Genomic DNA, 11,766 nt, shown 5'->3' on the forward strand with positions numbered 1-11,766 from the left:
CACGTGGTGGGATTGACCCGTGGTGGACAAGCTCTGGCCGGTCGACGGCGCGCAGCAGGTGGACGACCAACTCGAAGGGTTCTACGCCTACCCCGAGCGGCTGGAACGGCCCTGGGTGCGGGTGAACTTCGTCTCCAGCCTCGACGGCGCGGTGACCGTCCGGGGCAGCTCGCGCGGGTTGTCCGCGCCGATCGACCAGCGGGTCCTCGGGCTGATCCGCGACCTCTCCGACGTCGTGCTGGTGGGCGTCGGCACAGCGCTGGCCGAGGGCTACCGCGGCGTGAAGCGCAACGAGGTCCGCGCCGAGCGCCGGGAACGGCTCGGCCTGTCCGCCGTGCCGCCGATCGCGCTGGTCACCGCGCACGCTTCGCTGCCGCCGGAGTCGCCGCTGCTCACCGACACCCTGATGCCGCCGATCGTGCTCACCTGCGACGCCGCCCCGCAGTCGCGGCGCACCGCACTCGCCGACGCGGGCGCCGACGTCGTCGTCGCCGGCGACGAACGGGTGGATCTGCACGCGGCGCTGGACGCGCTGAACGCGCGGGGGCTGCGCCGCATCGGATGCGAAGGCGGCCCGACGCTGTTCGGCAACCTCGTCGACGAGGACCTCGTCGACGAGCTGTGCCTCACCCTGTCGCCGCTGCTGGCCAGCGGCGACGCGGGCCGGATCGCCGCTGGGGCCGGCGTCGAGGCGCCCCGGCGGATGCACCTGCAGTCCGTCCTGCACGCGGAATCGCTGCTCCTGCTGCGTTACGCGAGAATGCGTCCGTGACAGTTGGGGCGAGCGCGGACGAAGCCCTGGTGGCTGCCGCCCAGCGCGGCGACGCGACGGCGTTCGACGCGTTGGTCCGCCGCCACACCGCCAAGATGTACCGGGTCGCGTACCGCATCCTCGGGGACTCCGCCGAGGCCGAGGACGCCGTCCAAGAGGCGTGGGTGTCCGCTTGGCGGTCGCTGCAGCGCTTCCGCGGCGAATCGGCGCCGACCACCTGGCTGTACCGGGTGGTCACCAACGCGGCCCTGGCCACCCTGCGCCGCCGCAAGCCGACCGTCCCGCTGGGACCGACCGCCGATTTGATCTCCGACCGCATCGCGGTCGATCCTGAGGGCCACGTCGTCCGCACTGAGGACGCGGCCCGCGTGCACCGCGCGATCGCGACCCTCGAACCCTCCCAGCGCATCCCGCTGGTGCTCCGCGAGCTGGAGGGGCTGAGCTACGAGGAGATCGCCGAGATGCTCGACGTGCCGGCGGCCGCGCTGCGGTCCCGGCTGCACCGGGCGCGGGCAGTTCTGCTCGCCAGGCTGAAGGAGATGCGCGATGGATGACCGCTCCTTCGATCCGGACCGCGCGCTGCCGTGCGGCCGCACCGACGGCATGCTGCTGGACTTCCTCGCCGACAGCGCCCCGCCGGAACTCGCCAAGCACATCCCGGCCTGCCAGGACTGCCAGGCCAGGCTCGCCGAGCTGGACTCCGACTGGGCGCCGGTGCGGCGAACCGCGCACCTGCCGATCGAGCCGCCGCACGGGCTGGTGGAGCGCACGCTGATGGCGGTGCGCGGGGTGCGGGGCGGCCGCGGCGCGGCGCCGGTGGAGCTCGCCCAGGAGGGCGGCAAGCTGCGCGTCTCCCCGCAGGCGGTGGTGCTGCTGACGCGGCGGCTGTGCCTGGGCCTCCTCGCCGAGCGGCCGGGCGTGCACCTGCGCGGCTGCGTCGGCGACGTCGACGAGGTGCGGGTGGACCTCGCGGTCCGCTACCCGCTGCCCGCCCCGGAGCTGGCCGACGCGATCCACCGCGAGCTGACCGCCGCGCTGGACGAGGCACTCGGCGCGGGCGCGCCGCAGGTGTGGGTGCGGGTGGTCGACGTCGAGCCGCCGAGAGCCGGGTGACCGCATCGTCACAATGAGTGGTGTGGCTCACAGCCGCGAAAGATCACGCCGAGCGGATGCATCAGATCACCTACAAGCCCAGCCGAGCCCACGCGGCATCGGCGAAATCGGGAAGGAGCTGGATTTCCATGGCACAGAACAGCGGGAGCCCGCAGAACGCGCAGGCCAAGACCGAGCGCGGTGACGACAGCCGGCGAATCCCGGAGACGCGGTCCGGCACCGCGCCCGCCCGCCTGGCCGACGAGACCGCCCAGGGCAAGACCACCATCGCCGCGTCCGTGGTGCAGAAGATCGCCGGCATCGCGGCCCGCGAGATCTCCGGCGTCTACGCGATGGGCGGCGGCGTGTCCCGGGCGTTCGGCGCCATCCGGGACCGGATCCCGGGCGGCAGCGGGACCTCCTCCACCTCGGGCGTCCAGGTGGAGGTCGGCGAGAAGCAGGCCGCGGTGGACCTGGACATCGTCGTGGAGTACGGCGCGTCCATCGTGGACCTCGCGCGGGCGGTGCGGCGCAACGTGATCACCGCGGTGGAGCGGATGACCGGGCTGGAGGTCATCGAGGTCAACATCGCGGTCAACGACATCCACCTGCCCGACGAGGACGGCGAGGAAGCCGGCCAGCACACCACGTCCCGCGTCGAGTAGCACCCGAGAAAGCGGTGCGGGTAGCGGAACCTCAGAAGCCTTGGCGGTGCCCGTTGTGAAGGTGGGCTGAGCGGCTCCGCCGCTTCAAAGACAAAAACCCAGAAGACAGATCGCTTTCGTGGAGGACGACTTCGACATGCCGGAACAGGTTTCCGCCGGTGAGCTGGCCGATCGGGTGCTCGCCCACCCTTCGGTGGTCCGCCTGCACGGCGGGCAGTTCGGCGAGATCGCGTCGTACCTGCCCGGCCGCAAGGTCGTCGGGGTGCGGTTACCCGAGTCGGGCGCCGCGGAGATCGGCGTCGTGCTGCGCCTGGACCGGCCGCTGCCGGAGGTCCTCGGCGAGATCCGCGGCGCGCTGGCCGAAGCGCTCGGCGACGTCCCGGTGGACATCACCGTGGCCGACGTGATCACCGACGAGCCGCGGGGAGGCGCATGATGGTGCCTGTGCAGCACGAACCGGCCGCCACGAGGGCGGCGATCCGCGCTTTCGTCCGGGCCAACCACCCGGACGTCGGCGGTGACCCGGAGGTCTTCGCCGCCGGTCTCGCCGAACTCCGGTGCCACCGGCCGCGCGACCGCTACGACGCACCGATCGTCGTGGTGCACCGGCCGCGCGGGATTCGCGGGCTGCTGCACCGGATCAGCGCCCGCCGGGCCCGCCGCCACCGGCCACCACGAGTCCGGTGACCATCCAAGTCAGTTCCTCAGCAGGAGGGTTGCACCCATGAACGCGACGCAGACCGGCTTGCTCGCCGGCCTCATCCTCGGCACCGCCGCGGCGGTCGCCGGCTTCACCGGGTTCCTGATCGCGCTGGCGGTCGGCGCCGTCGGCCTGGTGATCGGCCGGGTCCTGGACGGGGAGCTGGAGATCGGCGACATCCTGGGCCGGGGCCGGGACCGATGACGGCCACCACCGGACCGGCCGCGGCCGGAGAACACGGCCGCGGCGACGATCCGGCCGAGCGGGGCCGGTTGCAGATCAGCCGCACGGTGCTGCGCAAGATCGCCGAGCACACCGCCGACCAGGACCCCGGCAGCGCCCGGCGGCGCCACCGCCTCGGCGGGGGCAGGCAGGGTGCCGCGGCGCAGGTGTCCGGTCCGGACGACGCGCTGCGGATCCGGCTCGACGTCGCTCTGCGCTACCCGTTGCCGGTGCGCGAAACCGTGGAGTCCATGCGGGAGCAGATCGGGTCGGAGCTCCAGCGCCTCACCGAGTTCCGGGTCCGCACCGTGGACGTGACCGTGTCCGCCCTCGTCCCCGCCGACGTGCCGCCGCGAGTGGAGTGAGCCATGCGCCTGTTGGTACGCCTGATCACCACGCTGCTGGGCCTGGCCGTCGCGGCCGGCGGCGCGCTCCTGGCGATCGAGGCGGTGTGGGTCCTGGCGCGGCCCGGCACCGGCGGCCTCATCGTGCCCTGGCAGCAGGTCCACATCGGACTGAGCTCGCTGTCCTGGCAGGACCCCCAGGTCCTCGCGACGGCGGCGGTGGTCGCGGTGGTGGGCGTGCTCCTGGTGCTCATCGCGATCAACGCCGGGGTCAAGGACATCCGGCTGCACGACCCGGCGCCGGAGGTCACCGTGACCACCGACCGGCGCTCGCTGGCCCGGCTGGTCGGGCACCAGGTGCGCGGCCAGGACGGCGTCGCGGTCGCCTCGGTCACCGCGGGCTCGAAGCGGGTCCAGGTGAAGGCGACCGCGCAGTTCCGGGAACCCGGTGACCTGCGCGCCCGGCTGACCGAGACCGCCGAGCACGCCGTGCAGGACCTGCCGCTGCGCAGCACCCCGAAGGTGCTGGTGTCGGTGACCGTGCCGAAGGAGCAGCGATGACGAAGCGGGAGATCAAACCGAGCACGACGCCGGTCGCGCGCGGGCTGTCCTTCGAGCGCGGCGTGGTCATCGCGCTCGGGTTGCTGGCGCTGGTCGCCGGCGTGATCGCGCTCCTCGTCGGCACCGGTTGGCTGGGCGTCTTCCGCGCGCAACGGCCGCTGGCCGACCCGATCCTGGTGCAGTGGCTGCGGGACAACTCGCAGGCGGCGATCGCGGTGGCGATCGTGCTCGGCATCGTGCTGTTCGTGCTCGGCCTGTGGTGGGTGGTGCGGGCCCTGCGCCCGGAGCCTCGGCCGTCCCTCGTCCTGGAGCGCGGCAACGGCAGCCTGGCGGTGACGAGCGCGGCGCTGACCGAAGCCGTGCGCGCCGACGCCGAGCGGGTCACCGGGGTCAAGCGGGCGCGGGTCCGGATGGCGGGCAGCGAGCAGCGCCCGGCGCTGCGGCTCACGCTGTCGTTGCAGGAAGGCACCAACGTGCGCCACGTTTGGGAAGAACTCGACGAGAAAGTGCTTTCCCGCGCTCGCGAATCGCTGGGAATGGATACGTTGCCAACGGCGATCCGGCTGCAGCTGGACCGCGCGCCTCGCCAACGCGTCCACTGACCGACCAGAGGAATACCTCAAAAGTGGTTTGCGTGACGGTGCGGGTAGCGGAACCTCAGAGGCCTTCTCGCTGTGGGATCCCCGACTCATGAATGCCAATTCACCACGTCGGGGCTGTCCTCGCGAGAAAACCTCTGAGAACCCGCGGCGGTGCAAGCTGAGCCCACACAGCAAGCGGCTACCGCCGCTTCTTAAACAGACCCGAGGAGGACCCGGTGCTCCCACTGCAACCGCCGGTGAAGCCGATGCTGGCCAGCCCGGTCGAGGGCATCTCCCGGCAGGGCGGCCTGCTGTTCGAACCGAAGTGGGACGGCTTCCGGTGCCTGGTGTTCGCCGATCCGCAGGCCGCGCAGCCGGTGCTGCTGCAGTCCCGCACCGGCCGCCCGCTCAACCGGTACTTCCCCGAGGTCCTGCGGACCGTCGCCGAACACCTCGACCGGCCCGCGGTGCTGGACGGCGAGCTCGTGGTGATCCGGCGCGACGAGGTCGGCGACCGGCTGGACTGGGACGCGCTGGGCGAGCGCATCCACCCGGCCGCCAGCCGGGTCAAGGTGCTCGCCGAGAAGACGCCGGCCACCTTCATCGCCTTCGACCTGCTGGCGCTGGACGACCGGGACCTCACGGCCGCGCCGCAGACCGAGCGCCGCGAGCTGCTCGCCGGTCTCGGCCTGGACCACGACGGGCTGCGCACCACGCCGGTCACCGACGATCCGGACACCGCGGCGGAGTGGTTCCGGGTGTTCGAGGGCGCGGGGCTGGACGGCGTGATCGCCAAGCCCACCAACGGCGAGTACGTGCCGGGCAAGCGGACCATGTTCAAGATCAAGCACTCCCGCACCGCGGACTGCGTCGTCGCAGGGCTGCGCTGGCACGCCAAGACCGAACCCGGCACCGCGGTGGGTTCCCTGCAGCTCGGGCTGTACGACGACCGGGGCGTGCTGCACCACGTCGGCGTCGTCGGCGCCTTCCCGGCCGCGCAGCGACGCGCGCTGGCCACCGAGCTCGCCGAGCTGATCACCGACGGGGAGCACCCGTGGCTGGGGCCCGACGCGGCGGACGGGCGGCGGCTGCCCGGGTCGGTGAACCGCTGGAGCAGCACCGAGCAGCCGTGGGTGCCGCTGCGCCCGGAACGCGTCGTCGAGGTCTCCTACGACCACACCGAAGGCGCCCACCCGGGCCGGTTCCGGCACACCACGCAGTTCGTGCGGTGGCGCCCCGACCGCGACCCCGGATCCTGCCGCTACGACCAGCTCGACGAGCCCACGCGGTACGACCTCGAAGCAGTGCTCGACGGCGATGTCGACCGGGGAGCCCGCGTCGACGGGTAATGTCACGACCCGTGGCAGCACAACGCATCGCGGTGATCGGTTCGGGCGGTATCGGTGGGGTTCTCGCGGAAGCTGCGCATTCCGCCGGGCACCAGGTGACGATGTGCGTCCGGACCCCGTTCGACCGGCTGACGCTGAAAACCCCGGGCCGCACCGGGGAGATCCCGGTCTCGGTGGTGACCGAGCCCGGCGCGCTCGGCGAGTACGACTGGGTCCTGCTGACGACGAAGGTCCAGGACGCGGCGAGCGCGGCCGGCTGGCTGCGGAAGCTGGACGACGGGCGCGCCCCGGTCGTGGTGGTGCAGAACGGCGTCGAGCACCGCGAATCGATCGCCGGGCTGGGCCTGCAGGCCCAGGTGCTGCCCGCGCTGATCTACGTGGCCGCCGAGCGGGTCCGGCCCGGGCACGTGGTCCGCCGCGGCCCCGCCACCATGCAGGTCGAGGCCGGCGAGATCGGCGAGCGCTTCGTCGAGCTGGTCTCCACCGACGACCTGAGCGCCCGGACCACGTCGGACTTCCGCACCGCGGCGTGGCGGAAGATGCTGACGAACCTGGCGCCGAACCCGATCACCGCGCTGACCCTGCGCCGCCTCGACGTGCTGCGCGAGCCCGACATCCTGGACCTGAGCAAGGGCGTGCTCGCCGAGGCCGTCGACGTCGCCCGCGCCGAAGGCGCCCGGCTGACCCAGGCCGACGCCGAGAAGGTGCTCTCGGACTACATCGAGAAGTTCCCGCCGACCAACGGCACGTCGATGCTCTACGACCGGCTGGCCGGCCTGCCGACCGAGCACGAGCACATCACCGGAGCGCTGGTGCGCGCGGCGGACGAGCACGACCTCCCCGTCCCGCTCAACCGGACCCTCCTGACCCTGATGCGCGCCCTCCGCCCCATGCGGATGCCGTCCATCTGACCTCGCCGGGCCGGGGTCAGTTGGCGCCGGTGTCCTTGGGGCCCGCCTCGTCGGGCTTCCCGTCGCGGTCCTTCGTCGTGCCGACCGAACCGACCGAGGCGACGACGACGCACCCGATGGCGACCCACTGCCAGCCGCCCAGCGTCTCGCCCAGCACCAGCAGCCCGGCCAGCGCCGCCACCGCGGGCTCCAGGCTCATCAGCACGCCGAACACCCGGGGCGGCATCCGGCGCAGCGCCTCCAGCTCCAGCGAGTACGGCACCACCGAGGACATCAGCGCGACCACCAGCCCGGCGATGAGCACCGCCGGGTGCAACAGCGCAGTCCCGGCCTCGGCGATGCCGAACGGCGCCGCCACCAGCGCGCCGAACGCCATGCCCAGGGCCAGCCCGGATCCGCCGCTGGTCCGGCTGCCGAGCTTCGCGCCGACCAGGATGTAGCTGGCCCACAGCGCGCCGGCCATCAGCGCGAAGGCGACCCCGACCCAGTCGAGCCCGCCCTCCACCCGGGCCAGCAGCACCACGCCGGTGCCGGCCAGCACCGCCCAGACGATGTCCAGCTTGCGGCGGGACCCGATCACCGCCACGGTCAGCGGGCCGAGGAACTCGATGGTGACCGCCGCGCCGAGCGGAATCCGTTCGAACGCCTGGTAGATGCAGACGTTCATGCCGGCGAGCACCGCGCCGTAGCCGGCCACCACCGCCAGCGTCTTGCGGTCCATGCGCAGCGACGGCCGCCACACCGCAAGCAGGATCACCGCGGCGAAGGTCAACCGCAGCGCCACCACGCCGGACGCCCCGGCCGTGGTGAACAGCTGCTTGGCGAACGCGGCGCCGACCTGCAGGCTGATCACGCCCAGCAGCACGAGCATCGGCGGCGGGATCGCCCCGAGTGCGCGCGCGGAGACCTGCTCCACGCTGAACAGCGACCGCCTGTTCGACGATGCCCCCGAGCCGACCTGCGCGACGTGCACGATGCTCCTCTGCCTCCGCCAACCGCTTACCGCCGCACGTTATCCCGCAACCGGCCGCGACCGTCACCCGATTGTCAGGGCCCTCACCGGGGCCTCACCCGGATCATGCGATGCTGACCCGGTCCAGCGACCACCGCGCCTGCCGACTAGGAGTACCCGTGCCGCGCACCACTCACCGGGTCGGGGCCGCACTACTGCCGTTGCTGCTGCTGGTGGTCGCCGCCTGTTCGGCCGGGCCGTCGAACCGGCCCGCGGTCGCCTACCACGACGGCGAGCAGCAGGTCGTCCCCGCGCCGCAGCCGCCGAAACCGGCTCCCGTCCCGCCGCTGGGCTCCCCCGGCGACGACGCGCAGAGCTGGGAGGACTGCACCGAGCAGACGCGCACGGAACTCGGTGGTCTGCCAGCGGGCATGACGTTCTCCTGCTCGCGGCTGATCAGCACGCTCGACGCCCCGGAATCCCCGGAACGCGGCACCGCGCGCATCTCGCTGATCCGCGCCGGTTCCGGCCACGTGCCGCTGGTGGTGCTGGGCGACGTCGGCGGCGAGCCGGGCACGACCTACGCGGCCCGGCTGGCGACGCAGCTGCCGGCGGAACTGCGCAACACCTTCGACATCATCGGGATGGACCGGCGCGGCACCGGCGAATCCGATCCGGCCGACTGCGTGCCGCCCGCGCAGCGCGATGCGATCGTCGGCTTCGACCCGCGCGCCACCGACCGCGCCGCGCTGGACCGGCTGCTCGAATCGGTGCTGTCGGCGAGCCAGGAATGCCTGCTCGACCTCGACGAGCGGCTGCAGGCCTACGACACCTGGCGAGCGGCTTCCGATCTGGAAGAACTCCGCCTGGAGCTGGGCGTGCCGCGGCTGCACGCGATCGGGCGCGGCGAAGCGGCGCGCCTGCTGACGACCTTCGCGGAACGCTTCCCCGGATCGGTCGGCCGGCTGGTGCTCGACGGCGCACCGGACCCGACCCGCGACGCCATCGGCCAAGCGGAATCGCAGGCGCAGAGCGCGGAGCAGGCCTTCGACGTGTTCGCCGCAGACTGCGTCAGCCGCGGCTGCCCGCTGGGCCCCGAGCCGCGCAAGGCGGTCGGCGATCTGGTCGAGAGGACCCGCGGCACGCCGCTACCGGCGCCGGGCACCTCGGTCGGCGCAGGCCGGGTGGTGCAGGCGATCCTGCTGGGTCTTTCCGATCGGGCCACCTGGCCCGCTCTCGCCGATGCGCTGGCCGCGGCCGGTCGCGGCGACGGCGCCGGTCTCGCCTCGATCAGCGCGCCGCTGGTCGCCGACCAGGGCGTCAACCCGCCGTGGCTGGACGGTGACCTGATCACCAGCTGCAACGACACGACGGTGCGCGTGCCGCCGCAACGCACCGGCGAGCTCGCGCTGGACTGGGTGAACCGGTTCCCGCTGTTCGGCGGTGCCGCCGCTCAGCGGCTGGTGTGGTGCGGGTCGTGGCCGGTCCCGCAGCAGCCGCTGCCCTCGCCGCGCCGCCCGGACCTGCCGCCGATCCCGGTGATCAGCACCGCGAACGACCCGCAGCTGCTGGGTCTGGGCACCGATCACATGGCCGAGCAGATGCCGACCGGGGTGCTGCTGCGCTGGCAGGGCGCCGGGCACGGGGCCATCGGCAAGTCGCCGTGCATCACCGAGGCGGTCAGCCGGTTCCTGGTGCAGGGCACCGTGCCGACGGAAGGCATGGCCTGCCCGGGGTGATCCCGCAGCACCCCGGACAGACCCCCCGCGGCTCAGCCGCAGCTGGAGCAGCAGCCGCAGGAAGGACCGCTGCAGCTGCCGCAACAGCTGCAGCCACCCTGGGCTTCCGGTGCACGTTCGGCTTCGGTGCGGACCATCTTGGCCTCCCGCGTCGTGACGAATACCAACGGTTGCGATGGTGCTCGCCGACGGAGCAACCGAGACACCGCCGGGCGAGGGAAACGCGTTGGGCCAACCCGCTGAACAGGACACATGAACGCATAGCGATCTGTAACCGGGTGCGAAATGCGCATGACGACTGCGCCGACCGGGTGAGAAGATCCACTCCTCGCACGAGGAGGAAACGTGTCCGACGAGCGCCACCAGGCCGTCCTGCTGATCACCGGCATCCAGGCCGCCGGGAAGTCCACCATCGCCCAGGGAGTCGCCGAAGAGCTCCCACGCTCGGTGCACCTGCGCGGCGACGCGTTCCGCCGGATGGTGGTCGGTGGTCGCGAGGAGATGTCCGCGCCGCCGTCCGACGAGGCGCTCCGCCAGTTGCGGTTGCGCCACCGGTTGACCGCGCAGGCCGCGGACTCGTACTTCGCGGCGGGGTTCACCGTCGTCGCGCAGGACGTGGTCCTGGGCGAGCACCTGGCGGAGATGGCCGAGAACATCGGCAGCCGGCCGCTGCTCGTGGTCGTCCTCGCGCCGTCGACCGCGGCGATCGCGGAGCGCGAGGCGGATCGCGGCAAGACCGCGTACGACAGCTGGGCGATCGCGGAGCTGAACGCCGTGCTGCACGAGCAGACGCCGCGCATCGGCCTGTGGCTGGACACCTCCGACCAGACCCCGGAGCAGACCGTCGCGGAGATCCTCGACCGGGCCTGGACCGAAGCCGCGATCTGATCCCACCCCACGTCGTCCCGCGGTTTCAATTGAAACTGCGGGACGTCATCGGCCGTAGTAGTAGTCCTGCTGCTCCGGAGGCTGGTACTGCGACTGCACGACGCCGTTGGTGACCGAACCGATCACGCCGAGCACGATGAACATGATCAGCAGGACCCGGCCGCCCTGGGACATCACCAGCGGGCGGGTGCCCGGCGACTGGCGCGGCGGGTTCTCCTCCGCGCGCGCGTCGCCGAACAGCTTCTTCGGGTAGGCGCCGGTCAGCAGGTAGAAGTAGGCGTTCGTGCGGTAGCTGTAGCGCAGCACCGCCGCGGAGGCGTCGAAGACCGGCCGCGGGTTGCGGCCCAGGACCAGCACGATCAGCCAGATGAAGAACGCCAGCATGCCGAAGCCCTGGGTGGCGATCGCGCTCACGATCGCGGCCGGGATCACCAGGATGATCCGGAAGAGCACCGCCCACCGGTTCAGCTCGCCGGGCCGGATGTCGGCCTGCACCGGGTAGTCCTGCTCGGGCACCAGGAACGGCGGGTACTCGTCGACGAGCAGCATGTTCGACGCCACCACCCTGGCCTGGTAGCCGACGAACAGGCTCAGGAACCCGGCGATCCAGTCCGGCAGCCGCCCCAGGAACAGCGCGGCGAACCAGCCGACGATCACCGCGACGGCGGCGGCGATGGACAGCAGCCAGAGCACGATGAAGTGCGGGATCAACAGCAGCAGTCGCAATAGGACGGTCCAGCGCCGCTGCCGTTCCGGGGCAACCACCTCCAGCTCGGGCAGGAATGGGCCGTTGGCCTCCGCGGGCTGGTCGCTCATCGTCGCCTCCCGAGTCCGGTTGGAGCGCGGCGAATGTAACCACCGCCCCTGGGCCGGGTCGGGATTCGGCCGGCGGCACGCGCTCTCCATCATCCGATCTGGTGAACGGCGGGCACCGCAGCTCACGTGCGGGCGCTCCACGGCGTTTTCCCGGCGAGCGATTGATTCCGCAAG

16 protein-coding genes are annotated in these 11,766 nt (G+C 72.4%); 14 read left to right on the forward strand and 2 right to left on the reverse strand.

What is annotated here, in order from left to right; translation table 11 throughout:
- The first annotated feature begins 22 nt into the window (after positions 1-22).
- The 12 genes from ACWEV3_RS05865 to ACWEV3_RS05920 all read left to right on the forward strand — a co-directional run bounded on the left by ACWEV3_RS05865 (position 23) and on the right by ACWEV3_RS05920 (position 7,197).
- Positions 23-772 carry a pyrimidine reductase family protein gene (locus ACWEV3_RS05865; protein WP_452612976.1) on the forward strand — a complete coding sequence of 250 codons (750 nt, stop codon included), beginning with the start codon at positions 23-25 and terminating at the stop codon, positions 770-772.
- The gene (locus tag ACWEV3_RS05870) at positions 769-1,326 is read left to right on the forward strand and encodes an RNA polymerase sigma factor (protein ID WP_452612783.1); all 558 of its coding nucleotides are present in this window, start codon (positions 769-771) and stop codon (positions 1,324-1,326) included. The genes ACWEV3_RS05865 and ACWEV3_RS05870 overlap by 4 nt, the downstream gene beginning before the upstream one ends.
- Complete coding sequence (locus ACWEV3_RS05875; protein WP_452612784.1) at positions 1,319-1,885, forward strand: hypothetical protein; 567 nt, start codon at positions 1,319-1,321, stop codon at positions 1,883-1,885. The genes ACWEV3_RS05870 and ACWEV3_RS05875 overlap by 8 nt, the downstream gene beginning before the upstream one ends.
- A 128-nt stretch (positions 1,886-2,013) precedes the next feature.
- Positions 2,014-2,529: an Asp23/Gls24 family envelope stress response protein gene (locus ACWEV3_RS05880; protein ID WP_452612785.1), complete on the forward strand. Its 516-nt coding sequence runs from the start codon at positions 2,014-2,016 to the stop codon at positions 2,527-2,529.
- A 118-nt stretch (positions 2,530-2,647) separates the two neighbouring features.
- Positions 2,648-2,965 (forward strand): hypothetical protein, encoded by a 318-nt coding sequence (locus ACWEV3_RS05885; RefSeq protein ID WP_452612786.1) that lies wholly within the window; start codon positions 2,648-2,650, stop codon positions 2,963-2,965.
- Complete coding sequence (locus ACWEV3_RS05890; protein WP_452612787.1) at positions 2,962-3,216, forward strand: hypothetical protein; 255 nt, start codon at positions 2,962-2,964, stop codon at positions 3,214-3,216. Before ACWEV3_RS05885 ends, ACWEV3_RS05890 begins: the two co-directional genes overlap by 4 nt.
- 37 nt (positions 3,217-3,253) lie before the next feature.
- The gene (locus ACWEV3_RS05895; protein ID WP_093264953.1) at positions 3,254-3,433 is read left to right on the forward strand and encodes a hypothetical protein; all 180 of its coding nucleotides are present in this window, start codon (positions 3,254-3,256) and stop codon (positions 3,431-3,433) included.
- Positions 3,430-3,816, forward strand: a complete 387-nt coding sequence (locus tag ACWEV3_RS05900) for an Asp23/Gls24 family envelope stress response protein (protein ID WP_452612788.1) — start codon at positions 3,430-3,432, stop codon at positions 3,814-3,816. The genes ACWEV3_RS05895 and ACWEV3_RS05900 overlap by 4 nt, the downstream gene beginning before the upstream one ends.
- A gap of 3 nt (positions 3,817-3,819) precedes the next feature.
- Positions 3,820-4,356: a DUF6286 domain-containing protein gene (locus ACWEV3_RS05905; protein WP_452612789.1), complete on the forward strand. Its 537-nt coding sequence runs from the start codon at positions 3,820-3,822 to the stop codon at positions 4,354-4,356.
- Positions 4,353-4,958, forward strand: a complete 606-nt coding sequence (gene amaP, locus ACWEV3_RS05910; protein ID WP_452612790.1) for an alkaline shock response membrane anchor protein AmaP — start codon at positions 4,353-4,355, stop codon at positions 4,956-4,958. The genes ACWEV3_RS05905 and amaP overlap by 4 nt, the downstream gene beginning before the upstream one ends.
- A 215-nt stretch (positions 4,959-5,173) precedes the next feature.
- Positions 5,174-6,286, forward strand: a complete 1,113-nt coding sequence (locus ACWEV3_RS05915; protein WP_452612791.1) for an ATP-dependent DNA ligase — start codon at positions 5,174-5,176, stop codon at positions 6,284-6,286.
- Positions 6,287-6,297: 11 nt separating this feature from the next.
- Complete coding sequence (locus tag ACWEV3_RS05920) at positions 6,298-7,197, forward strand: 2-dehydropantoate 2-reductase (protein WP_452612792.1); 900 nt, start codon at positions 6,298-6,300, stop codon at positions 7,195-7,197.
- 16 nt (positions 7,198-7,213) lie between these two features.
- Here ACWEV3_RS05920 and ACWEV3_RS05925 read toward each other — a convergent pair whose 3' ends face one another.
- Positions 7,214-8,170 (reverse strand): EamA family transporter, encoded by a 957-nt coding sequence (locus ACWEV3_RS05925; protein WP_452612793.1) that lies wholly within the window; start codon positions 8,168-8,170, stop codon positions 7,214-7,216.
- A gap of 158 nt (positions 8,171-8,328) precedes the next feature.
- Between ACWEV3_RS05925 and ACWEV3_RS05930 the strand changes: the two genes are divergently transcribed.
- Positions 8,329-9,888: an alpha/beta hydrolase gene (locus ACWEV3_RS05930; protein ID WP_452612794.1), complete on the forward strand. Its 1,560-nt coding sequence runs from the start codon at positions 8,329-8,331 to the stop codon at positions 9,886-9,888.
- Between the two features lie 345 nt (positions 9,889-10,233).
- The gene (locus tag ACWEV3_RS05935) at positions 10,234-10,776 is read left to right on the forward strand and encodes an AAA family ATPase (RefSeq protein ID WP_452612795.1); all 543 of its coding nucleotides are present in this window, start codon (positions 10,234-10,236) and stop codon (positions 10,774-10,776) included.
- A 45-nt stretch (positions 10,777-10,821) separates the two neighbouring features.
- Here the strand turns inward: ACWEV3_RS05935 and ACWEV3_RS05940 are convergent, their stop codons facing one another.
- Entirely contained in the window at positions 10,822-11,592 is a 771-nt protein-coding gene (locus tag ACWEV3_RS05940) for a DUF4389 domain-containing protein (protein ID WP_452612796.1), read from the reverse strand.
- Between the last annotated feature and the right edge of the window lie 174 nt (positions 11,593-11,766).

The organism is Saccharopolyspora sp. NPDC003752 (assembly GCF_053605825.1).